The sequence below is a fragment of the Pseudaestuariivita rosea genome, from assembly GCF_017592335.1.
GTDB lineage: Bacteria > Pseudomonadota > Alphaproteobacteria > Rhodobacterales > Rhodobacteraceae > Parasulfitobacter > Parasulfitobacter rosea.
In genome coordinates this window covers 1-23,787 of sequence record NZ_JACNMP010000004.1, presented here as the reverse complement: position 1 = coordinate 23,787, position 23,787 = coordinate 1, and the positions used below count along the sequence as shown (strand labels likewise).

Below are 23,787 nucleotides of genomic sequence, written 5' to 3'. Positions count from 1 at the left end.
CCAAACCATTATTTTTAAAAGGAGATTTAAAATGCCGGAAATTGTAAATATCTCACAAAGTCAGACTGAAGTGGCGGTTGGTGCCGGTCAGTCTGCGACGATCAGTTTTGACATCGTCAATATCGCAGGCCGCCCGCTGGAAATCGGGTTAGAGGTCAGACCGCCCGAAGGAAAGCTGCCGGACTGGATCGGTGTCGTTGGCGACGATAGGATTTCGCTTGCGCCCAGTGAGACCCGCAAAATCGAGGTCGAAGTGGCCCCCGAAAATGCGGCTGAAGCGGCCGAGATTCTGTTTCGTCTCAGGGCCTATGAAACGGCTTTGCCCGAGGAAAATAACGGCGAAAGCGCTGTTGTGACGGCGGAGGTTTCTGCGGGGAACGCGCCACCACCCAAGAAGACATCCTGGGGTCTGATTGCCGGTATCGCTGCGGCCGTTGTTTTGTTGATCGGCGGCGGTATTCTGGCATATCTGCTGATTCCTGGCGGACCCGACAAGATGCCTGATCTGGCCGGTCTACAGATCGAGGACGCGCGAGAGCAACTGGACGGTTTGACCTATGCCAGTATAGAAGAAGTTGAGGTTACCGTGTCCGATGATTTCAGCGAAGGTCAGGTCGCCGGACAAAGCCCTGAGGCTGATGCGGAACTGACCGAGGATACCGAGATCGTTCTTGAGGTCGCGCTGATCCCCGAGGTCACGAACCCTATCATGCCCGAAGTGATCGGTCGGATGGAACGCGATGCGGTATCCCGCTTGCGGGCGATTGGGTTCGGTCGGGGCGATATCACTATCGACCGGCCCCTTGATCCAGCTGCCAATGGCACCGTGACGCAGCAACGTCCGGCCGCAAATACCGAAGTCACGCCGGGATCATTGGCCAAGCTGACCATTCCGCAACCCGCGATCCGTGTCCCTGATGTGCGTAACCGCAGCGTGTCGGATGCGCGGCGTAGGCTGGAAAATGCAGGCTTTGGCGATCGTATGATTACGGTGAACACGCCGACACAAAACGGGGCGAGTGGCCGTGTGACCGCTCAGAATCCGGCGCCGAACCAAACGGTTCCCAAAAACAGCCGTATCACTTTGACCGCGCCAAAGGCTGGGCCAATACGCGTAAATGTCTGCGCCCGCAGCCCCTATGCCGGCACATGGAAAAACGTTGATCGCAACACACGAGATGTGACCCGCGTTGTCCTGACCCCGCTTTGCCCCAACCAGTCACAGCACGCCACACGCTATACGCTGCGCATGTTCGGGTCATGTTCGCCACGTGATTGCGACTGGGGCAACACCAGTGCGCGTGTGTCCTCAAACCATCTGTCGGCGAAATATGATCAGGGCTTTGTGGTGCGCAATATTCAAATGGCGATGCAGGGCAATACGCTGCGCGTCAATATGGTGTCGAACTACAACGACAACCGCCCGACACGCACCAGTTCCCTGCAATTCCGCAAGTAAACCCGCTGGCCCCGGCTGCGGTCGGGGCCAGATTTTCATTAAAGAGATTTCATTATGGTCAAGCTTATTCTGATCCTTGCTGTTGTCGTGATCCTGTCCTGGGCCGCCCTTGGCATAGGGACCAGCCGCGGTGATGGGAACAGGGATAGCATCGTGGACGGGCTGCAATCGTCGGTGGGTCAGATGTTCACGGCGACGCTTCGGCCCTCTGATCTGGCTGCGCAAAGCAGCGTGTGCCGTCCCAATGGTGCTGATCTGACCGTGCGCCGCGGTGCAACGTGCCGCTACCGCATATCGGATGGCAGTTTCAGAAGCCGTGCGGCGGATGTGCGCATGAAAACCGGCCAGGGCAACATGCGGTTCAGCCTTTCGCCAAGCGATGACCCGCGCCCGGTGCCGCCCTCGGACGCCGCCGATATCACCACACGCACCAGCGCCAAGGTCACGTTCTATAAAGAGGGCGGCACATTGATCCTGGCCTGCCCGTCGCAGGGGAATGACGCGTCTTGCGTCTTTGTTCTGGCCAGATCGAGGGACTAAGTAATGAAGCTGCGCAAGATACCCCTTTGGATCGCATTTGTCCTGACCCTGCTGTTGGTGGGCATCGAAATTGGCGCGCAATTTCTGCCGATGCCGAGTGAGGGATCCAATGTGGCCTTCATACAGGATCTTGAAACCGAGGAAGAGCGCGACCAGGCCCGTCGCCAATTCGCCGCCGACAGCAGCCCGGACCGCCCGCCGGGGATGGCGACATCCTCAATCGCGCTGATCGACGGGCTGCTTTTGTGGACGATGCTGATGCTGGTGACATCAGGCGTCATATCGCAGGGCGTGCATAACAAATTGCGGGCCATCGCGACGCCCATTGTGACGCTGATCTTCCTGATCATCTCGCTGATCGTGCTGATCCTGGCCATCGTGAAACTGATGCTGATGTTGTCGCTGTTGCTGGCCGTACCCTTTGGAACGATCGTCTATATGATCATTTTTGCCAGCTTCAATACGGGCGCGGTCACGATTGCGGTTGGTCTGATCACCCTGCTGCGCGCTGTGGCCTTTGTTTTGCTGCTGGTGTCCAGTTGGCGCTATCTGAAGAACAAAACGCTGGTTTTCATTGTGATCACCGGCTTTCTGATCGGCCTGTTGATGGGCATCGTCTTTGCCCTGCTGCCGGGGATGTTGCACAGCATCGGGGACGCCGTGCTGGCCATCATCATCGCGATCCTGGGCCTGATCTGGGCACTGATCCTGTTTATCAGGTCGCTTCCGGGGATACTATCGTTGGTTCGGTTTTAGTTTTTAAAAGTATGGCCGTGGTTTTGGTCGATCATTTAAACTCAAAAAACTTTATAAAGGAGTAATTTAAAATGCCTAAAGTAGGAAGAATTGCCGCAATCGTACTGTTTTTGGCTCTTGGAATTGGTGCCGTGATCTGGGGAATTACACAAAGTGATTTCACTCTTGTTCCAATGGCAACAGCATTTGTCCTGGTTGCAATTGTTGGTATCATCGATGAAGCGATTTCAGATGCGCGGATTGAACTGTCGGGGTCCAGCTCCTCTGGCCTCACCGTTACCAGTATCTTAAGTTTTACGTTCAAATCGGTCTGGGCCGGGACGCTAAGCGTCATTCTTTTGATTGCTGGTGTTGTGCTGACTATTGTTCTCTAGGCGGACAATTTGGTTTCCGGTCTGCTTCCCAACCGGTCCGACACCCATTGTTATTCATAAAAAAGGCGGCCTTCGGGCCGCCTAGTGTAGTGCTGAGTGATGAATATCAGCTGGTTGTTGAAACGCAGCTTTTGGTCGTGTCATCCCATACGGTTCCCGCAGAGCAGGACATGGCGACAGTGTCTTTGCCGTAGTTGCATCCACCGGCAAATGCCACAGCAGGTGTGATCACCAGAACAGCTGCGGTCAGAAGGGTCTTCACTTGCATGAGCATCTCTCCTGTTGGCTAATGAGATCGAACATAGCACGGCTTGACTATACGTCAAAGAAACAAGTGTTTTCCGCCTGAACAGATTTTTGTGAGCGTGGGTGCTTTGACATCTTACCCCCAGTCGGTTTCGATGGCGGGCAGGGGGGAACACATGCCATCAAACCGGATAGATGACGCATTGGACTGGATCGGGCAGCGGCTTGCGAAAAAGTTGCATACGAAAAGTTCGGGGTACGATCCCTATACGCCATCCGATTTTCAAACGCTGTGCCGGACCCTGCAGCCGGGCGACGTTCTGCTGATTGAGGGGAACGAACGTATCTCGAAGGCCATCAAGTACCTGACCCAATCCACATGGTCACATGCGGCGCTGTATGTCGGTGATGTTCTGGACCCGGTTGATGGCGCCAAGCGTCCACGGCTGGTTGAGGTCAATCTGGGTGAAGGTTGCGTCGCAGTGCCGCTGTCGAAATATGAAACCTATAACACGCGTATTTGCCGGGCCGCCGGGTTAAATGATGACGAACGGGCGCGGGTGGTTGACTTTATGGTCGATAAGATCGGGTTGAAATATGACCTGCGGAATATCTTTGATCTGATGCGGTATTTCATGCCCACACCGCCGGTCCCCGTCCGCTGGCGGCGGCGGATGCTGGCCCTTGGGTCCGGTGATCCGACGCGGGCCATCTGCTCATCCTTGATCGCGCAGGCCTATCAGTCGATCCAGTATCCCATCCTGCCCACCGTGCGGGTCGAGGGCGGCAAGGGTCGCTATATCAAACGCGAAATCTATCACATCCGCCACCATTCCCTGTTCGCACCGCGGGATTTTGACCTGTCCCCTTATTTCGAGGTGGTGAAACCGACGATCAGCACAGGTTTCGATCACCGGGGACTGATCTGGCAAAAAGAGGGGGAGGAGCACACTCAACCCGTCGTCTGACTACGGGGCGGCATACTCATCGCGAAAAAGCTGTGGTTTGGCTGCCCCTCGATTTCAGCTTTCATACAGTCGACGCGGTCCGCAAATTCATCTTCGAAATACCAGAAGATCAGGCGTCTGAGGGGGATGTCGTACCGCGTTTCTTCGATCGTGACACGATATTCGTGCAGGTCATTGTGTTCGATCCAGAACTTGAATGTGCCAGACAATCCACCCGTTGCCGCGTTGGCGACCAGCGGTGCGAAATCATATTCGCCGTATGTTTTGCCATCGGTCGATGTCAAAGTCAGGATAGAGGCCTGATATAGCTGCCCCGAGCGGTCCGGATAAATCGCCAAAAGCTGTTCGGATGCGTTACCATATGGGGTAAAAACCGTGTTTCGATAGAAATAGTCACTGGCGTGTTGAAGCGAAGGGTAAAGACCCTGAAACACTCGTTCCCTTCCTGCGCTGATCAGCACGGTTTGTCTGCTGGTACTCTGTTTCTGTTTGTAGAAGCGGTCCAGAACGGGACTGCTCAGAACGACAAGAAACAACATCACACAGATAAAGGGCACATAAGACAACAATGCATCCAGGGTTTCACCATCTGGTAAAACTGCACGTAGAGCAGCCGAGATTACTATCATTATCGCTATCGTTTCGACCAGATATCGAAACATTGGCAGGACGAAGCAGATAATAATGGATACTATGGCTGCCGTAACAAATCCTGTTAAGGCGGCCCCGACAATCAGACTTAGAAAATTCAGATCATTTTCGGGGTTTAGTCGATTGACGACCAGCATCATGAACGTTGTAGCAACGAAAACAAAGATTGCACGGCGGCGTTGCCGGTAAAGACGCATAATCATAACTCAGAAATGTCCTTGTCGCTTTAACCAAACACCCGTTCAAAGATCGTATCGACGTGTTTGGTGTGATAGCCAAGGTCGAATTTCTCTTCGATCTGATCTGGAGTCAGTGCGGCGGTTACGTCGGGGTCGGCCAGTAGTTCGGTTTTGAAATCCTTACCCTCTTCCCAGACCTTCATCGCGTTTCGCTGGACCAGGCGATAGGCGTCTTCGCGGCTGACGCCGGCTTGGGTCAGGGCCAGCAGCACGCGCTGGCTCATCACCAGGCCGCGGAATTTGTTCATATTCGCCAGCATGTTATCGGGGTAAATCACCAGTTTATCGACAACGCTGGTCAGACGGGCCAGGGCGAAATCCAATGTGATCGTCGCGTCAGGACCGATGTTGCGTTCAACCGAACTGTGGCTGATATCGCGTTCGTGCCAAAGGGCGACATTTTCCATCGCGGGGATCACAGCCATGCGGACAAGCCGCGCCAGGCCCGTCAGGTTTTCGGTCAGCACCGGATTGCGCTTATGGGGCATGGCGCTGGATCCCTTTTGACCGGCGCTGAAGAATTCTTCGGCCTCCAAAACCTCGGTTCGCTGCATGTGGCGCACTTCGGTTGACACATTTTCAATAGAGGATGCCACAACGCCAAGGGCTGCAAAAAACGCGGCATGGCGATCGCGGGGGATAACCTGTGTGCTGATCGGTTCAGGCACCAGGCCCAGTTTGTCACACACATGCGCCTCGACCGCGGGATTGATGTTGGCAAAAGTGCCGACGGCGCCGCTGATCGCACCTGTTGCAATTTCTTCGCGCGCGACCTGAAGTCGGCGTTTGTTGCGGTCCATCTCGGCGTAAAAGCGGGCAAAGGTCAGACCCATCGTGGTGGGTTCGGCGTGAATGCCATGGCTTCGGCCGATCCGAATGGTGTCTTTATGTTCATAGGCCCGCCGTTTCAGCGCGGCCAGCAGGTTATCCATATCGGCCAGCAGAATATCCGCCGCACGTACCAGTTGGACATTGAAACAGGTGTCCAGCACATCGGAACTGGTCATGCCCTGATGGACAAAGCGGGCCTCTTCGCTGCCCACATGTTCGGCCAGATGGGTCAGAAAGGCGATGACATCGTGTTTGGTGACGGCCTCAATTTCGTCAATTCGGGCAACGTCAAAGTCCACATCCTTGGCCTTCCACACCGCATCCGCATTTTCGCGGGGGATCACGCCCAAATCGGCCATGGCGTCGCAGGCATGCGCCTCGATCTCATACCAGATGCGAAACTTGGTTTCAGGCGACCAGATGGCGACCATATCAGGGCGGGAATAACGGGGGATCATTGACGGGCCTTTTGATGAAAAACGTGGCCGGGTCATAGCCCGGCGGCGCCAGCGCAGCAAGTGCGGCGGTTTGATTTGATGAATTCACTTTTTATGCCAGGCTGTTATGGTATCCGCCAAATGACAGTGATGCTGACCAGATCAAAAGCGCAAAGATAATGGCCAAACGCCCGTTTCCCGATCCCACCAAGGCCGATTTTGCCGCAATTACAATGTGCTATAAGGACTATTTCTTCCTGAAGAAATGGTATGATTATTACGCAGAACAGTTCGGCCCGCAGCATCTTTACATCATCAGCCACGGCAATGACCCCGAACACCGCCGCATCGCGCCCGAGGCGAACATCATCGGCGTTTTCCGGGATGAGACGATGACGCAGTTCAACCGTCGTCGTTGGCGTGCGTTGACCGCTTTGGTCAACGGTTTTCTGTTTTATTACAACTGGGTAATCTGTGGCGATACTGATGAAATTGTCATTGTCGATCCAGATGTCGCACCAAACCTTGCGGCCTATCTATCAGCGAAATCCGGCGACAGCGTGCCCAAGTCGATGTGTCCGCTTGGGCTTGAGCTGATCCATAATCCCAAGATCGAAACCGGGTTGATTTCCGATGAAATACCGGTTCTGAGCAATCGAAGTGTCTTCAGGCTGAACGCGAATTATTCAAAACCCTGTGTGGTGCGCAGCACCTGCACCTTTACCATGGGCGGGCACGCAAATTCGCATTTACCTCGTGTTCTGGACGATCATTTGTATCTGGTGCATTTGCGCTACTTTGATTATGAGACCAGCCGCCAAAGATTGATCGCACGAAAAGAGATGCGATCGAAGATCACAGATCAGGATGTCAAACAGTCCCAGAATACCTGGGTGAAGGATCTTGAAAATTTTGAGAGGCTGTCTAGCGGCGAAGCGTCTGAAAAGACGATAGATTTTCCAGACTTCCGCAAGAAGATGGTCGAAAACCAAAAGCTGCTGCACAACGATAAGATCGCCTTTTTCGGGGGCGGGCGCAGCAAGACGCTTTATGCCTTGCCCGACCGCTTTCGTAGCATTTTTTGACCCGTCATGCCGTCTGATCCCCAGCTTTTGCACTATACATCTGCTGATGGTGCGACGCAGCTTGGTATCGATCTGTATCATCCTGATGGACCTTGCAAAGCGACTGTGATCTATGCCCATTGCGGGGGCTTCAGCCATGGCAGTCGCAAAGACAAGACCGCAAGGCGCTTGTCCGAAAAACTGGGACCCGAGGGTGTTGCCGTTGCATCCATCGATTATCGAAAGAAAACCGGGATTGAGGCCTTTGAGCCGCGCAAGGCAAAAGCGATTGAGGCGGCACAGGCGCGAACGGCCCGGGTCGGGATGCGGATCAATCCGAATTACTGTGGGCCTGCCTTCTATGCCGCGCTCGAAGATTTTGCAGCGGCGCTGACCTATCTGCGGGAAAATCAGAATGACCTTGGGCTATCGGCGCCATTTGTTGCGTTGGGCGCGTCGGCTGGCGGAATTGCCGCGCTGTCGTTGGCCTGGCCGCCGCGTGACGGCTGGCAGGATCTGCCCCGCCCCGATGCTGCCATGGGCGTTTGCGCGGCGATGGTGCAACCCTGGCGTCTGCATCGCGAAGGTCCGCCCGCGGTTTGGATGCATGGATGCCACGACGGCGTCATTTCGCCCCGCAATGCACGGCTCATCGCAAAAAAAGCCCTGGAAAAATCCGCACCGCTGAGTGTCCACATCACCCCAGTTCGCGGCCACAGACAGCAGGTCACCGCATTCCTGGAAGAAGACGACCCCGACGGCCGACCATGGCTAGACCTGTTGAGGGGCTTGATTGCGTCGGTCAATCAAGCCGATAAACGCAGCAGTTAACGATTGGTAAATGAATGCAGGCCAAGTACATCAGTATCGATTTATCCGCCGCGCCTGTCAGGAAAGCCCCGGAACATGGATGACGAACCGCCAAAGGATCAAACGGCGCGATTTCAGCGAAAACTGGAACGGCGTAAGACGAAAGCGATTGAGCAATTCACGCGCTTTGCCGGTGGACGTTTTGCACGGCACTGCCCGAATTGTGGGTATTTCGGAAAATTTTCGGCCTTTGGGTATCCGCCGCGCTACGATGCGCATTGTCCATCTTGTTCTTCGCTGGAGCGTCACCGATTGTTGCGGCTTTATCTGGATCGATTGGATGTCATCCACAAGACCCACAAAGTCCTGCATTTCGCGCCGGAACAACCGATTTCCGACAATATCCGCAGCAGATCGGGCGAATATATCACAACCGATTATATGCGTGAAGCCGTTGATCTCAAACTGAACATCGAAGCGCTGGATCTGCCAGATAAAAGCTTTGATCGCATTTTTTGTCTGCATGTTATGGAGCATGTCGACGACAGAAAAGCTCTGTCTGAGTTGTGGCGGGTGTTGAAGCCTGGGGGTCTGGCCATTCTGGCGACGCCCATCGTTGAGGGATGGAATGAAACCTATGAGGGGCCCGATCCCACAAGCCTGACCAAATCGCAGCGTGTCCTGCACTACGGTCAATATGACCACGTCCGCTACTATGGGCGCGATGTTCGGCAACGCATTCAGGCTGCAGGGTTTCGTCTGGAAGAGGTGACCGCGGTGGAACCCGATGTTTCAAAATATGGACTAATGCGGGGGGAAACGATTTTTCTTGCTTGGAAAGATGCCACGAAATGATTTCGTGAGAGGTTAATGGCAAAAGTTCTGATTTCATCGTTGCGCAACGAAGGTCCCTATATTCTGGAATGGGTGGCCTATCACCGTGCCATTGGCTTTGATCAGATCATTGTTGCGTATAATGACTGCGATGATGGGTCGGCTGAAATGCTAGAGGCCTTACAGGGGATCGGCTGGCTGATCGCTGTTCCGAATGTGGTTGATCAGGGCGTCGCTCCACAGCAATCCGCAGCCCACATCATCAAGTCGTCTGGAAAGCTTAAGGATGGTGATTGGGTCATCTGGATCGATCTGGATGAATTTGTAAATGTTCACATCGGGGAACGCCGCATCGATGACCTGATCGCACATATCGAACCCGCCTGGGGGATGCTGATCCCATGGCGGCTTTTCGGGGACGGGAACGGTGCCGAATTCAAGGGGCGTTTTGTCAGCCAGGATTTCACCCTTGCCGCTTCGCCGAAAACCGAGATGACCTGGGCCATTAAGACCCTTTTCCGATATGGGCCCGAGATTTCGCGCCTGGATATTCACCGGCCCTATCTGAATGAAGGGAATGGCTTGGATTTCGAAGATGTAATCGGCGGCAAAGGCGGACCGCTTAGCCGGAGGTGGGGACCCAATCACAGATGGCTCAGCGGCATAGCGCCACGCAGCTTTCCCCGGATCGGGCGTGAGGACAAGGGCTGGGATCTGGCGCAGATCAATCACTATGCCGTGCGCACCCGCGAAATGTATCAGCTGAAGCGGCTTCGTGGTCGCGGGTACTGGACCGAGGCAAAGACAAGCACCAAGCTGCGTCATACCGGCAATCTGTTCAATAAACTGAACACGAACGAAGAAACCGACAACTCTATTTTGCATTGGCAGGATCGGACAACGCACCTGATGGGTATGGCATTACAGGACGATGCTGTGGAACGCGCCCAGAAGCTGATTGCGGATCGTTTGACCGAAAACCTTTCGCTGCTGGAACAGGACACCATCGAACAGGAACAGACGACTGTTGAACCGGTCCCCATTCCACTGCCCGAGATGCATTTCCGGCCGCAAGCGGTAGAAATGATAAAGCAGGCCTATTCCCAGGCCGAGGTCATTCTTGAATATGGGTCGGGGGGATCAACAGTTTTTGCGGCACAGGAAACATCCGCCACGGTCTTAAGCATTGAAAGCGATAGGGACTGGGCAGATAAGCTTATCAAAGGACTTGAAGCGCATGGGTTCATGCGTGACGGTGTCGAAGTTCGCCATATCGATATTGGCCCGACCCGCGCCTGGGGCAAGCCGAAATCCACGGCACACTGGAACCAGTTCTGCAACTATCCGCTTGAGCCTTGGAATGATATGTCCTTTTCGCCTGATCTGGTGCTGATTGACGGCAGGTTTCGCATGGGTTGCTTCGCTGCGACACTGATGAACTGTCGTCAACCTTTGACCGTGATGTGGGATGATTATGTCAACCGCCCCCGATATCATGAGGTTCAAGAGGTGCTTGAGCCCTGCAAAACCATCGGGCGCATTGCGTTGTTTGACGTGGCGCCGCAGACCTATTCACCTGATCAACTGAACAAAATGGTCAGATGGTTTTTCAACACCGGCTGACATCATCGTCGGCGTTAAGTTCTGAATCGACGGTCTGAATGAATAAATCAGCACTTTTTTGGGGCAAATACATCCTTGTTCAGCGGTGTAAGGCAAGGTGCATCATCTGCAATCGAAGACATGGCTTTGTAAAATGCAAAAGCGTCGAATTTTATTCCGGTTTCACAAAGATAAAGATGGTCAGTATCTTTTTCGATAATGAAATCATGGTGGTAAAAGCCATGCCCCCAGATTTGGTCCAGTTGATGCGTTGTCCTTTGCAGTTCATCATAACGGGCTTCGAACATGGTTTCGAAAAGATGTTGCACAAGCGTGGGATCGCGTGGTGTGTCGACGCCATGAACCGAGGGATTTTCACGGCTGACGTCGGATGCCCCGATGAAGCCATGGATGATATGCGGACCACAGGCCAAGACGCGAAGCGTTATAAAGTATTCTTTGCCTGCAAAGCTGCGCCGGGTATCAATGTACCGCGTGTTATATCGGGATACGGCGTCTTCAGACGACAGGTCTGATGTCAACCAGGCCGGTTTTGATGTCGAACTGCTTTGATTTGAAAAAATGGTGTGGCCGTCTTTGACATCCATCTCGGGCATGCGGATGCCGCGTTTTGTCAGATAGCTATTCGTCAGCCGCTTATCCCGCATGATTGGGCCGATGCGGCTTGGATTGAATGTGACATCTGCAAGTTGTTCCGCGATGTTCATATTGACCGATAGCGGCGCGCCGAACTCTTCGTTGAAGAGGTTCAGCAAAACGACCGGTCTTGTGTCCTGAACCTTTTCGACCAGCTCATCTTCATCGAATACAAACTGAGGCTGCCATCCCAGGTCGCAAAGCCGCTTTAGAAATGTCGGGAAAAAATCAGTTGGCTCGACCTTGCCGCGTCCCCGGATCGCTGTACGTGTCACGGCGCTGATCAAAATGCGTCCAACCGGTTGCGGCGCGGTTGGAATTGGGCCAAGGGCCTCAAATTCTGCCAATTGCCGGTTGCGGATGCGTTGCTGGCTGCGGCTGAGGGTTTTCATGGGTGCAGGATTGTTAAATGCTGATCATCGCCGTGATGGATGACAATCGTGCTACAGCCAAGTTGCAGTCGTGTGCCAGTTTCAAGCGCATATGCCTGCGGTTTCGACGGCCAGTTGGTCAAATCCAAAGTCGCGCCGTCTGTCCATCTGGATATTTCGGTGACACCGCCGTAAGCGACTTTTATCGTCGGTGATCCGTTTTTTCCGATGTTGATCGTGTTCTGCCCGGGGCCCACGTGGATCATATCGCGCCCGCCCGCTGTGACGACCGTATTTCGCCCGGCGCCGGTGTGGATTTCGCTGTCGCCACCGCCATCTTCGATATGGTCATTGCCATACCCGCCATAAAGCCGGTTGTTGTTGGCACGTCCATAAATATGATCATCGCCAGGCCCGCCATCCAGCAGGTCGCGCCCCGATCCGCCACGCAAAGTGTCGTCGCCGGCGCCGCCATAGAAACGGTTGCGGGCCTTGTTGACCGGCAGGGTTTCCAACAGATCGTTGCCACCGCCACCATGAAATTCGGATGACGCATAGCGCGATCCGGTCATATGATCGTCTGCATTGGTGCCGCGCACGCCGACAGCGACGCGTTCCGAGGTTTCAAACCGCATCGGCGTATCGGGATGCGCGCGCACCTGGATGACGCGGGGGGCCTTGGGTTTGCCTTCGGGCCGGGCGACGACTGTGGCGATGCGTACGTTTTCGACATGCTGGGGCATGTTCAGCTCATACTCATCCGGGCCGCCCATATACCACAATGTGTCATGGCCGCCGCCTTCGTCCTCCTTAATCTTTTCGGCATCAGCGCCGTAGACCCAGTAATGGTTATCGTCCACGCCGCCTTCCAGCGTCACGGACCCATCGAGCGCCATCATCGCCTTGATCCCTGTGTCAGGCGTCCGCAGGCCGCGCAGATCAAGACCCAGGTCGGCAGCACCGCGGATCAGCTCCTGACGCAGAAAATCAACCGGCGTTGTATCGGGGGCCGAGGCCGCAAGGTTATCCGTTTCCCCCGGATCGGCGACCAGATCATAGATATGTTCTTCGCCGTTGGGATAGCGGAAATAGCGGTACTGTTCGTAGCCCCTGACTGAAGGGCGGACAGACAGCGTGCCGAAAACACTGGTGATCGGCGACTTGCTGCGGTCATAATCTCCAAAGCTGGGATCAATCAGCGGCAGCAGGCTCTGGCCCGACACCCAATCGGGGCGCGGGGTCAGTCCGGCCAGCTGGATGATGGTCTTCGGCAGATTGTGCAGCGACACGGGCAGGTCGATCTGGCGCCCTTCGGTCATCTTCGCGTTCCAGATACCAAGGGGCACGTGGGCGGCACTGTCCCATTGGCTCATCTTATGAAAGCTGTCGTGGGTGCCCAGGTTAAATCCGTTGTCTGACAGCAGGATAACCGTGGTGTTATCCCCCAGGGCCGAGCCGCGCAGAGCGTCCAGAAACCGGCCGATTTCATGGTCCACATGTGAACAGGCGGCAAAATAGGCGCGCACGACCTGACGCCAGGCTTCATCCCCTGCGCCTTCGGGGGTCCAGCGGCCATTCGTGATATAGGCGGTTTCATACATCGCCATTCCGGCCTGGGGACCAAAGTAGTCTTCGGGTGCAGCGGTATCGGGCCATTTGATCTGGCTGACGTCGTAGCGTTGATAGAACCGGTCGGGGCATTCCAGCGGATAATGCGGGTGTTTGAACCCAAGCTGGATCAGATGGCGCCTGTCGGGGTCGGCACGCTGAAGATAGTCAATGGCATTTTCCGCCACGGCGTTGTCATAGAAACCGCCATCATATTCCCCCTGATCATCAGGGTGATTGTAGCCACGGATACCAGGGCCGCGGTCAAGATAGGCAAAGGGGGGGCCGCGTTTGCTGCTGTCGCGCGCGGCGGGTTCTTCGTGAAACAGAATGCGGCGAAAGCGTTCCGGCATTGGTTTGTAATGCCCGTCGACCTTGCCCGTGGTGAAGCAGCGGAACCCTGACCGCCGCAGATCATATTGCCAGGCCGTCACAGGCGGCATGTCTTCGCGCCAGATGCGGTTCAGATCGACCAGACCCGTGCGATAGGGCGACAACCCCGTGGCCAGTTCGGCCCGGCAGGGGGCACAGAGCGGAACAGTGGCATAGGTGTTCACGAACCGCACGCCTTCACCCATCAGCCGGTCGATGTTTGGTGTGTCGATCCGCACACCAAAGGCATCACGCCAGGTGAAGATGTCCAGCATATCATCGATCCAGATGACGCAGATATTGTCTTGCGCGATGGTATCTCGGTTGAAGCTCATTTGGTGACCCCTGTGCTTTTCGCAGGCAGCGCCGCCTGGATCGCGTTCCGCTGCGGTCGCTGGTCTTCGCTCAGCAGATCGACACCGGGCAGAAAGATCACATCACTGACCACCAGCGCGCCTAGGGTTTTCTGCAACCCGCCGCGATTGCTGCGGCAGCCGATAAACATCTGACCGGGCGGGGCGTAGTTGTGGGACGGCGTTTCGGTTACGACCGCGTCTTCATCATTGATCGCCAGTGACAGCACATCTTTCGACACCGAAATCACGATCTGGTTCCATTCACCCGCTTCAGGTTCAAAATAAAGCGACACACCCTGTGGGGCTTTATCCTGTTTCAGCTCAATCAGTTCAGATCGTTCATTCAGAAACAGATAGGGGGCAGCGTTGTCTTTGGCGTGAATGCTCAACAAGGTCCGCCCGTCTTTTGCAGGGCTTTTGTAGCGGATCAGGGCGCTATAGACGTCGCAGTTTGCCTCAATATCAATCATATAGCCGCAATTTACATTGGCTTTAAAAACGACGCCGTCCGGGCCAAGCGATCCGTTGCCTTTGTTCGGCGTGGCGGGATAGGCCATACCGGTATCTGTCCGGGACGACCAGGCGGTGATCGACTTATCCTGCTGAACGATCCAGTCGCGTGCTGCTGACAGCCATATCGCCTCTTGTTCAGACAGGCTTTGCGCCAGATCGTCGGTCGGCAGCAATGCGCCCGGCGGCAAATCAATCTCTATCGTCAGCATCGCGTCCCCATCAGTGCACATCCAAAACGGCGGGCAGGGCCCATCGGTGCAACGTCGCGCCTGTCGGACTGTTCCAGCCCCAGTCGTCCCGTATCGCACCGGCGGCGGCAGGGTAGCCATCCTGCGTTTCGCGGGCAGGGGCGTCGAAGGCATAAAGCAACCTTAGCTGACCGTCTGACTGCGGTGGCTGGTCGAAACTCAGCACAATATCCTGTGGGTCATCGGGCGCGATGGTGACATCGGTCAGTTTTGCGCCGGTCGTCTCATTCTCAAGCCGAAAACCGGTGTCGGGTCCGACGGCAAATGGCGCATCAGTGTCGATGATCAGCGGCCCCATCGCCTCGGCCCGGACTCTGATCTGGTTGTCGTTTTCCCGTTCGGCCAACAGGAAGGTGGGGCAAGACCAGATGTCCCGCACTGACAGATGGGCCAGCGCATGGGCCTGCATTTCGGCCATCTGGCGCAGGGCGGTCGGGGTCGGGCGGGCATAGGCGTCTTGTTCGAACATATAGCCCGGCGCGGCGTAGATCAGACCGTGGCGCAGGCCCATCCATGACAGCTGCCATTGCGCGCGCAATATGGCCCCGTCGCTGATCTGCGGTGTGCCGCAGTCAAAAATGGACAAAACCGGCGGACGCCGGAAGCCGTTTTCCGCCGCAACCGCTGCCAGTTTATCCAGCAGATCCAGCATGGCTTTCTGATAGCTTTCCGCATCGTCTGAGATATCTTCCAGCCCGAAATCCAACATGATCGCGGCCAGCTCTGCGCGTTGGCCCAGGCGGTCTGCAGCAGCTTTCAGATTGGCCATCGCCTGACCGATATTATCAAAGGCCGTGCCACTGGCCAAATCTGCCGCAGTGGCAGAGCTGTCGGTTTCAGCCCGCGTCAGGTAAAGGGGCAGCGGGGCAAAGCGGTCCAGCGCCATGTCCAAAAGGGTTTCGGCAATAAATGCCTCGCGCGTCATCTCGGTCAGGCCAAGCAGGGTGTCGCAACGGGTCGCGGATTCAAGCCCCGCCATCCCGACGGCACCGATTTCATCACCGGGGGCCAGGATGTGAAACGGATAGGCGCAGGGTTCCGGCACCCCCAGGGCGCGGCGCTGTCCGCCAAAGCCCAGAAGGCCGATCAGCGGTTCCTGGGTGCAGGCGATGATGGCAGGGGGGCTGGCGTCAGGGTCATTGGTTGTCAGCCGCTGAAACTTGCGCGGTCCTTGGCGACCGGGAAGACGGGCGTGAAATCTGCACCATTCGCCGTCCAGCGCTACATCCCAGCAATCAATACCGCGCGTGGCACGTGCAATTCGGTCATCGGCGTCCTCGGCCTCGGGCGACGATCGTTCCTGCAACCGACGGTCGATATCGGCGATGACGTGATCCGACAGAACCATCTGCAGACCCGTCGGATCATAGCGGATGACATCGCCATTTTCCGCCTGCAAAAGCACGCCACTGGGCTTGGCGGGCGTTTTCTTATCCTTATCGTCGCTCACACATTTTCCTTCTTGGCCAGATTGGCTTCGGCCTTTGCCCGCGCCAGTTTGGCAAATCGCTGATCCGGCTTGGCTTTCAGCAGTGCGTTGCAGGCCGCTATGCTTAGCTTTGGATGCCGGTCCGTATCAAGGTTGCCCGTGAACTGACGTGCCCATTTTCGCACCATCCGGCGGTATCGCATCTTTTGCCAAAGCATCGGACCGACGCGCCCTGTTTCCGCCATATCGCGCATGACCTGATGCAGGGCGTCGCAATAGATGACCACGCGGATTGCCTCATGCGTCGCGTGGTTCAGGCGCAGCAGTTGAACGTGGGGCGCGGTCATACGGGCGACATGGGCCTTATCCTCGGGAACCAACGGGTCATACAGGATCGACACGGCCGGGATGTACGGAATGGCGGCGGCGGCATCCAGAAACGGCATGCCGTCCCAATTCGATCGCCGGACGGAATAGCGAAAGCGGCGTTCATAGGGCGCGATTTTCTGGTTCATGGTGGACTGCGGGCTGAAGGCCAGAACGCGGGCATCTGGGATCAGTGGGGCAAAGTTCAGCGCCGCGAACCCGCCCATGGACGCGCCCATCAGAACGACCGACCTGAAGGGGGCGAAAAGACCGCTACCCGCAAGATCACGGATCATCGGCCCGGTGGTCTGATGGCGATACCAATCCTTACGAAAGGACTGGATGCCCAGAACAGAATAACCCAGATCCTCAACCCGTCGCCACATCCAGGGCTTGCGCGGCTCATCCTCGTCAATCGTCGCCAGATTGTCGAAGGTGATGTACAGCACATCTGACCGACGTTCGAACCACAGGCGGTATTCATCGTTGATCACGCGAAAGCGGTTGGGCGGGGTCGACAAGGCCGTCTGCAACGCAATCTGTGGCGGAAGCGGGGTATCTGGGCCGTCGTCCATGGTCAGAAAAGCTCCGAAAATCGTTCAGGCAGGCGATAGACCTCTTTGCTGCGCCCGCCGCTCAGGCTCCAATAGCTGCCTTTTTTGACCTTCCAGCCCTCAAGCATCTTGGCGCGCACCTCGGGGAAGGACGCCGTTTCGGCAACGGGTTCGCGTTTGGCGTAAATCTGATAATCGTCCCAGGCGGTATCCCATCCGGTGGCCTTGCGCTTGACCTCTTTCAGATCACCGCTGGCGATATTGCGTTGTTCGCGCCGCAGGGCCAGCCGGTCTTTGGTCATATTGTAATCAATGAACCGCAGATGAAACAGGTACAGGTTTTCGTCCAGATGCACGCGGTTGTGGTTGGCATAGTGGCCACCCGGTGCAAAGCTGACGGGCGCGCGGACGATGCAGGGCTTGCAGTAATTGGCGTTCAGCCGGAAAATCCGCCGCCGTTCCAGCAGATTGACGCCCGGCTCAATCGGGTCCGGTTCCAGCGTGGGGTTATGCACCATCTCAAAGGCAAAGGGCGTTAGAACTCGGGGCAGGCGATTGCGCGGCAGTCCCGCGATATAATCGACTAGATTATCCGACACGGCCGGGTCAACTGCGACAATCTCATCCACATCACCGCTTAGCACCCAATTGTAGAAATTCGAAAAAGCCCCGTTGAACAGCGATATCATCTGCCAACGGCGCTGGTTCCAGCTGAACCGAGTGTCGTCATAGGGCAGATAGATCACATTGGCGCCTGCCGCGATTTCCTTATGCGCCGGATCGCCGCCGTGGCTGTAGATATACAGATTTTCGCGGCCCAGATGCTTGCCATAGTAATTCACCCACCGCTCAAGGAAAAAATGGTCGCCCCCAACCATGGTTGTCGCGGCCATAGGGGCCTTGGTGGGCTCGATCATCTGTCTTCCTCAGAACGCGTCATTCAACATCCGGGCCTCAATGCAACCTTATCTGACAAGGTATTGCAAACGGTGTATCTTCCTGCAACTGTCAATGCGTCAGTGGCTACGGTGAAAGTAACTATGCAAATCTACGGGCATTGCCGTTTTTCATGGTTTGGCGTGTCTGATACCGGGCGGCAGATCGATGACCTGACGGCAGCGCAGGAAAAGCTTTGGCATCCGTTACGCATGGCGGTCCGGTTTCAATTGTTCGAAAATCTGATGCTACCGTCGCTGCTGCATCAGACCGACAAAGATTTTCAGATGCGTTTTCTGGTGTCGCCGGAAATGCCCGAAGTCTATCGGAACCGGTTAGAAGAGGTCACGCGCGCCCACGATTTCATCACCATTGATGTTTCGCCCCAACGCAATATCGGCAAAGCCTTGGCACCCGTGGTTTCCGCATCAACCGAAGATGGTTCAATACCTGCGGTTCATTTCAGGCTGGATGACGATGATGCGGTTGGCAGTCTTTATATCGAAAAGCTGCGTTCAGCCAGCGCACGGCTTGAGCCTGGCATGTTTATCACCTTTCCCAAAGGGTTCACGGGCTTTGTTCTGGAAGACAAAGCAATGCATGTTCCCAGAAGCAAAAGCCTGATCGCCATCGGACTGGCAGCGGTTCTGGGGTCGGATTATCGACGCACACCGCTTCAGGTGCAGCACCTGAAAGTCGGTGGTCGGGCGCCGGTCTTTAGCGATCCGACTTTTCATGCATTTCACCATTCGGTTCACGGGGCCAATAACACCAAGGGGTATAAAACACCTGTCGCTGTAAATTCGGCCGATAGCACCCTAGCCCGCCGCATGATGGCGCGGCATGCTTATCTGAACGAAGGTCAGGTCAGCACAACCGAACTGGACGAACAGATTGATACCGCATTTCCGGGCGTTTCCGCGGTGTCCATCCGGCAAACGCTTGAAAACACAACCCGGCCAGAACAACTGGCTGAGGAGTACGGCTTTTTGTAACTCGCCGCTTGGCCTTTACGCGCTTTTGCTGATCTGATCTTGATCAACCTTCAGCACTTTCAGCACATCCTGAAAAACCAGGGCGCCATAGGCCGCGTTTTTGTGGGTGTAGTCATTTCGTTCGACATAACGGTCGGTGGCATATTTTGCCTTGGTAAAGCAGCCATCGGTCACGGTCACAGCGCGTTGAGGGATCAGTTCGATGCCGTCCTGGCCCATCTCATGCGCAACGATCTTCCATACGCCGCGCCTGTCTGTTTCCTTGGCGGCCAAGGCTTTTGCATAGACATCTGCCGCATCATTCGGCGTGCTTTTTATGTCGAATGACACAGGCGAAAACAGGACGCGTACATTCAAAGCAGCAATGTTGCGGGCAAAGTGATAGGTCAGTTCACCCTCAAGGTGATGACGCACAATCTCGTGTTCCAGCTGCTGCGACAGGAACTTGTCATCGGACAATCGCGCATCCAGAAGCAGGGCGAAAACGCGGGTGGTCCGCAGCCGCGACCCGACAAAGACAATCGCGTCAAAGTCGCGGGGGTCCAGAAAACGCCGTTGTTTTTCATTGAACTTCGCAAATCGTTTTGCGGTGAAGTCATCAATGGGTCGAATGCAGTCGTCTTTCCATTCAAGGAAGCGGAAGCGATTGCCGGCATGGCCCCAGAATTCAAGATCAACGCCCGAGGTATCGACTAACTGTTCGTCCACGGCCCGCTTCACGGCGGCGTAGTGGCTATCCCCAAAGACACAAAGCCGCGGCTTACTTGGCGAAGGCATTCAGGATCTCTTCTTCGCAGCGAATGTCGTCTTGCTCATCCGCTGTCTTGTCCGTTTGAACCGCGCGACGGGGGCGCACAGGCTGATCGGAAGCCGTCGTGTCCGGCTGAAATTTCGCCGCCTGACATTCAAAGAAACTTTGCATGACAAAGTCCACGCCGGTCTGATCGACATTGCGCTGGTTCGGGGCATAGAACATGCCGCGAAACACCGGGTTTGAGATGATCTCAAACGACGGAAAATAATCAACATAAGCAGCCGCTATAGCCATCTCACCGGCCACGGCCCGCAATGTGGCCTTGGAAAAGCTGGTCGCGGTCAGAACATGCTGGCCCGAAGCCGTCGCAACCAACGGCACGGGCGATACGGTCAGCAAAACCTGCAGTGTCGGATTGGCCTGCCGCATAAGCTTCAGCGCAGCCCGCAGATCGCGCTGGATCTGGCGGATCGTTGGATTGGCAAAAACATGGCGCGCGGTATCGAAGTCACCCGCGGCCGTGCCGGGACAGATGGCAAATTCCAGATCGCTTTCGCGGTCCCTCCACCCCTCGGTCAGACCCATGGTAAAGACAAAAACATCGCAATTCCGCACCGCCTCAGAAATGGCGGCCAGCGTGATGCGCCGTGATGCGCGGACCTCATCTTCGCTGGCAAATCCACCGGGTTCAATGGCGGGGCGAAACGGATCATAGACGCGGTTCTCACGATGCCAGAACACCTCGGGCATGGGCGTGTCGGTCAGCGCCCATTCCATCCACTGTCGCAGCATCTTGACCGTATAGATATTGCCTGTGCGAAAGCTGAACGTGCCAAAATGGTAATCGGCGTGGCGGTGATCGGGCAGGCCCTCGGGGGCGGGTTCTGCATTGACCCAATGATAGCCGCGTGCCACCAACGCCTTACTGAAGTGCTGCGCAAAACATGATCCGGCCGTGGCGATGCGTGTGCGTTTGCGGATCCGATATTTCGGATCCCACAGCTCTTTGATCTGAAAGGCCGAACGGTCGCTGACGGCGGAACGCCAGAACGCCTTGGGCGGCAGGTCTTTATAGGGGTGCGACATCTGTCTGGCCTGATCTGTCGAAATTGGCGTTAAACCTAGCAGGCCTGCCGGTTTGTCGCAATCTTGACGGCCAGACCCACCGGGATTTTCTTAGATTGACAGCCGCGCCGCCTGCGCGCCCCGTTCGCGATAGGGGGTCGTGTTGTAATGTGACCGGTAGCATTTCGAAAAATGCGAAGGCGAGGTAAAGCCGCAGGCCAGGGCCACGTTGATCACGCTCATATCCGTCTGCATCAGCAGATTGCGCGCCTTTTGCAAGCGCAACTCCATGTAATACCGCTTGGGCGACCGGTTCAGGTAGCGACGGAACAGGCGTTCCAGCTGCCGCGTGCTCATCCCCACGTTCTGCGCCAGGATCGAGGGGCTGATGGGTTCTTCGATATTGGCCTCCATGATCTGGATCACCTGGCTTAGCTTTGGGTGCCGCACACCGATGCGGGTTGGCGTCGACAGGCGTTGGGTGTCCTGATCGGTACGGATCGAGCTGTATATCAACTGATCGGCAACAGCATTGGCCAGATCTTCACCATGGTCATCCGCAATCAGCTTTAGCATCAGATCGATCGAGGCCGTGCCGCCCGCCGTGGTGTAGCGGTTCCCGTCAACGACAAAGACTGATTTTGTCAGCTCAACCTCTTGAAATTCCTCGGTAAAGCTGTCGTGGTTTTCCCAATGGATCGTCGCGCGTTTACCATCCAGCAATCCGGCCTTGGCCAGACTATAGCCCGCCGTGCAAAGCCCGCCGATCGTGGCGCCGCGCCGTGCCTCGCGCCGCAGCCAGTTCAGCAATCGCTTGCTTGTCGCCGCCTGCACGTCAATCCCGCCGCAAATCATCAACGTATCGTCGCGCAGCATCTCGTCCAGATCGCAATCCACCGAAAACTCGGTGCCCGCCGAACAGCGCACGGTGTCACCGCCCTCACCGGCCAGAACCCAGGTGTAAAGCTCTTGACCTGACATACGGTTCGCAATCCGCAAAGCCTCAAGCGCGGACGCAAAGCAAAGCAACGTGAAATCGTCCAGTAACACAAAGACGAAACGTCGGGGCTTTGTAGGTTGTTCAACTGCTGTTATCGCGCGCGGATCTGTATTCATAAGCTCGGCTTTAGTTTATCACATAGCACCACATCAGGTTTACCACATCTGATCAAGACCAATCGCATCGCAAAGGCATTGGCAAAGGCATGGATTTTTGGGTATAGAGGCCCCCTGATATCGCTAACCGGAGCAAAAACGATGACCAATTGGCAGAAATCTGACTGGCGCAGCAAGCCTCGGGTTCAGATGCCTGAGTATACGGATGATACTGCGCTGAAGGCTGTGGAAGCCCGGCTTGCAAAATATCCGCCATTGGTTTTCGCAGGCGAAGCCCGCAGGCTGAAACAGGCCCTGGGCGCTGCATCGCGCGGCGAGGCATTTTTGCTGCAGGGGGGCGACTGCGCCGAAAGCTTTGCTGAATTTTCAGCCGATACCATCCGCGACACGTTCAAGGTGATGCTGCAGATGGCGATGGTGCTGACCTATGGCGCCAAGGTGCCCGTCGTGAAAGTGGGCCGTATGGCCGGTCAGTTTGCCAAGCCCCGCAGCGCACCGACCGAGGTCAAGGGCGATCAGGAACTGCCCAGCTATCGCGGCGACATCGTCAACGGCTTCGACTTCACGCCCGAGGCCCGGATCCCGGACCCCAACCGCATGTTGCAGGCTTACACCCAGGCCGCGGCATCGTTGAACCTGGTGCGGGCTTTTTCGACCGGTGGTTACGCCGATGTGCATCAGGTCCACGGCTGGACACTGGGCTTTACCGATGCGGATGAGGCCGAGAAATACCGCGATATGGCCAACCGTATCAGCGACACACTGGATTTCATGCGCGCAGCGGGCATCAACAAAGATACTGCCCACACGCTGCAATCGGTCGATTTCTACACCAGCCACGAAGCGCTGTTGCTGGAATATGAAGAGGCCCTGGCGCGGGTTGACTCGACCACCGGTCAGTGGGTTGCGGGGTCAGGTCATATGATCTGGATCGGCGACCGCACACGCCAGCCTGACGGGGCGCATGTGGAATTCTGCCGCGGTGTTCAGAACCCGATTGGCCTGAAGTGTGGGCCAACGACCACTGCTGAGGACCTGAAAGTGCTGATGGAAAAGCTGAACCCCCAGAACGAAGCCGGGCGTCTGACCCTGATCGCCCGTTTCGGCGCAGGAACGGTGGGCGAACACCTGCCGCGACTGATCAAAACCGTCCGTGAAGAGGGCGCGAACGTCTTGTGGTCATGTGATCCGATGCATGGCAACACGATCAAATCGGCCACGGGGTACAAAACCCGGCCTTTCGACAGCGTGCTGCGTGAGGTTCGCGAATTCTTTGCCATCCACAAAGCCGAAGGCACCGTGCCTGGTGGTGTGCATTTCGAAATGACCGGCAAGGATGTGACTGAATGCACCGGCGGCGTGCGGGCCGTGACCGAGGAAGATCTGAGCGACCGCTACCACACCGCCTGCGACCCCCGCCTGAACGCCAGCCAGGCGCTGGAACTGGCATTCCTGGTGGCCGAAGAACTGTCAGATCATCGCATCGTCAAAGAAAACGCCGCGGCAAGCTAGAGCGTGATGAAATCGACCTGAATCAAGGGGGATTCACATAGGCTTATTTTGCTGATTCACTGTCGCCGACCACAAGATGGAGGGCGAGCAGTGGGTAAGGCACTTTCGATGGACCTTCGGGAGA

At 56.1% G+C, this 23,787-nt stretch carries 23 protein-coding genes; 11 read left to right on the top strand and 12 right to left on the bottom strand.

Annotation, left to right across the window (positions count from 1 at the left end):
• The first annotated feature begins 31 nt into the window (after positions 1-31).
• The 4 genes from H7848_RS04240 to H7848_RS04225 all read left to right on the top strand — a co-directional run bounded on the left by H7848_RS04240 (position 32) and on the right by H7848_RS04225 (position 3,129).
• A complete protein-coding gene (locus H7848_RS04240; RefSeq protein WP_208348316.1) occupies positions 32-1,459 on the top strand; it encodes a PASTA domain-containing protein in 1,428 nt (475 codons plus the stop codon).
• Between the two features lie 54 nt (positions 1,460-1,513).
• Positions 1,514-1,999, top strand: a complete 486-nt coding sequence (locus H7848_RS04235) for a hypothetical protein (RefSeq protein ID WP_208348314.1) — start codon at positions 1,514-1,516, stop codon at positions 1,997-1,999.
• A 3-nt stretch (positions 2,000-2,002) separates the two neighbouring features.
• Positions 2,003-2,755, top strand: a complete 753-nt coding sequence (locus H7848_RS04230) for a hypothetical protein (RefSeq protein ID WP_208348312.1) — start codon at positions 2,003-2,005, stop codon at positions 2,753-2,755.
• Between the two features lie 71 nt (positions 2,756-2,826).
• On the top strand, positions 2,827-3,129 hold the full coding sequence (locus H7848_RS04225) for a hypothetical protein (protein ID WP_208348310.1): 303 nt from the start codon (positions 2,827-2,829) through the stop codon (positions 3,127-3,129).
• 106 nt (positions 3,130-3,235) lie between these two features.
• Here H7848_RS04225 and H7848_RS04220 read toward each other — a convergent pair whose 3' ends face one another.
• Positions 3,236-3,397, bottom strand: coding sequence for a carbohydrate-binding module family 14 protein (locus tag H7848_RS04220; protein ID WP_208348307.1), 162 nt, complete (start codon positions 3,395-3,397; stop codon positions 3,236-3,238).
• A 154-nt stretch (positions 3,398-3,551) separates the two neighbouring features.
• On the opposite strand from H7848_RS04220, the gene H7848_RS04215 reads away from it, so the two are divergent.
• Entirely contained in the window at positions 3,552-4,343 is a 792-nt protein-coding gene (locus tag H7848_RS04215; protein ID WP_208348305.1) for a YiiX/YebB-like N1pC/P60 family cysteine hydrolase, read from the top strand.
• Here the strand turns inward: H7848_RS04215 and H7848_RS04210 are convergent.
• Positions 4,328-5,197, bottom strand: a complete 870-nt coding sequence (locus H7848_RS04210; RefSeq protein WP_208348303.1) for a hypothetical protein — start codon at positions 5,195-5,197, stop codon at positions 4,328-4,330. The genes H7848_RS04215 and H7848_RS04210 overlap by 16 nt on opposite strands.
• Before the next feature lie 23 nt (positions 5,198-5,220).
• Positions 5,221-6,522: an adenylosuccinate lyase gene (gene purB / locus H7848_RS04205; protein WP_208348301.1), complete on the bottom strand. Its 1,302-nt coding sequence runs from the start codon at positions 6,520-6,522 to the stop codon at positions 5,221-5,223.
• A 158-nt stretch (positions 6,523-6,680) separates the two neighbouring features.
• Between purB and H7848_RS04200 the strand changes: the two genes are divergently transcribed.
• The 4 genes from H7848_RS04200 to H7848_RS04185 all read left to right on the top strand — a co-directional run bounded on the left by H7848_RS04200 (position 6,681) and on the right by H7848_RS04185 (position 10,832).
• The gene (locus H7848_RS04200) at positions 6,681-7,586 is read left to right on the top strand and encodes a glycosyltransferase family 2 protein (protein ID WP_208348299.1); all 906 of its coding nucleotides are present in this window, start codon (positions 6,681-6,683) and stop codon (positions 7,584-7,586) included.
• A gap of 6 nt (positions 7,587-7,592) precedes the next feature.
• Entirely contained in the window at positions 7,593-8,396 is an 804-nt protein-coding gene (locus tag H7848_RS04195; RefSeq protein ID WP_208348296.1) for an alpha/beta hydrolase, read from the top strand.
• 75 nt (positions 8,397-8,471) lie between these two features.
• Positions 8,472-9,230, top strand: coding sequence for a methyltransferase domain-containing protein (locus tag H7848_RS04190; protein ID WP_208348293.1), 759 nt, complete (start codon positions 8,472-8,474; stop codon positions 9,228-9,230).
• Positions 9,231-9,245: 15 nt separating this feature from the next.
• Positions 9,246-10,832 (top strand): glycosyltransferase family 2 protein, encoded by a 1,587-nt coding sequence (locus tag H7848_RS04185; protein WP_208348290.1) that lies wholly within the window; start codon positions 9,246-9,248, stop codon positions 10,830-10,832.
• Between the two features lie 47 nt (positions 10,833-10,879).
• Here the strand turns inward: H7848_RS04185 and H7848_RS04180 are convergent, their stop codons facing one another.
• The 6 genes from H7848_RS04180 to H7848_RS04155 are packed head-to-tail and all read right to left on the bottom strand — an operon-like array spanning position 10,880 to position 18,202.
• A complete protein-coding gene (locus H7848_RS04180) occupies positions 10,880-11,860 on the bottom strand; it encodes a hypothetical protein (RefSeq protein ID WP_208348288.1) in 981 nt (326 codons plus the stop codon).
• Positions 11,857-14,154 (bottom strand): sulfatase-like hydrolase/transferase, encoded by a 2,298-nt coding sequence (locus tag H7848_RS04175; protein ID WP_208348287.1) that lies wholly within the window; start codon positions 14,152-14,154, stop codon positions 11,857-11,859. The genes H7848_RS04180 and H7848_RS04175 overlap by 4 nt, the downstream gene beginning before the upstream one ends.
• Positions 14,151-14,897 (bottom strand): hypothetical protein, encoded by a 747-nt coding sequence (locus tag H7848_RS04170; protein ID WP_208348286.1) that lies wholly within the window; start codon positions 14,895-14,897, stop codon positions 14,151-14,153. Before H7848_RS04170 ends, H7848_RS04175 begins: the two co-directional genes overlap by 4 nt.
• A gap of 10 nt (positions 14,898-14,907) precedes the next feature.
• Positions 14,908-16,386, bottom strand: coding sequence for a hypothetical protein (locus H7848_RS04165; RefSeq protein WP_208348284.1), 1,479 nt, complete (start codon positions 16,384-16,386; stop codon positions 14,908-14,910).
• Positions 16,383-17,306 (bottom strand): alpha/beta fold hydrolase, encoded by a 924-nt coding sequence (locus H7848_RS04160; protein ID WP_208348283.1) that lies wholly within the window; start codon positions 17,304-17,306, stop codon positions 16,383-16,385. The genes H7848_RS04165 and H7848_RS04160 overlap by 4 nt, the downstream gene beginning before the upstream one ends.
• Positions 17,307-17,308: 2 nt before the next feature.
• Positions 17,309-18,202, bottom strand: coding sequence for a glycosyltransferase family 2 protein (locus H7848_RS04155; RefSeq protein ID WP_208348281.1), 894 nt, complete (start codon positions 18,200-18,202; stop codon positions 17,309-17,311).
• Between the two features lie 123 nt (positions 18,203-18,325).
• On the opposite strand from H7848_RS04155, the gene H7848_RS04150 reads away from it, so the two are divergent.
• Positions 18,326-19,216 (top strand): glycosyltransferase, encoded by an 891-nt coding sequence (locus H7848_RS04150; RefSeq protein WP_208348279.1) that lies wholly within the window; start codon positions 18,326-18,328, stop codon positions 19,214-19,216.
• A gap of 15 nt (positions 19,217-19,231) precedes the next feature.
• Here the strand turns inward: H7848_RS04150 and H7848_RS04145 are convergent, their stop codons facing one another.
• From H7848_RS04145 to H7848_RS04135, 3 genes are all read right to left on the bottom strand, one after another.
• Entirely contained in the window at positions 19,232-19,993 is a 762-nt protein-coding gene (locus tag H7848_RS04145) for a hypothetical protein (RefSeq protein ID WP_208348277.1), read from the bottom strand.
• Positions 19,977-21,056: a GSCFA domain-containing protein gene (locus tag H7848_RS04140; protein ID WP_208348275.1), complete on the bottom strand. Its 1,080-nt coding sequence runs from the start codon at positions 21,054-21,056 to the stop codon at positions 19,977-19,979. The genes H7848_RS04145 and H7848_RS04140 overlap by 17 nt, the downstream gene beginning before the upstream one ends.
• Positions 21,057-21,146: 90 nt before the next feature.
• Complete coding sequence (locus H7848_RS04135; protein ID WP_208348274.1) at positions 21,147-22,151, bottom strand: GlxA family transcriptional regulator; 1,005 nt, start codon at positions 22,149-22,151, stop codon at positions 21,147-21,149.
• 141 nt (positions 22,152-22,292) lie between these two features.
• On the opposite strand from H7848_RS04135, the gene H7848_RS04130 reads away from it, so the two are divergent.
• Entirely contained in the window at positions 22,293-23,663 is a 1,371-nt protein-coding gene (locus H7848_RS04130; protein WP_208348273.1) for a class II 3-deoxy-7-phosphoheptulonate synthase, read from the top strand.
• The last annotated feature ends 124 nt before the right edge of the window (positions 23,664-23,787 follow it).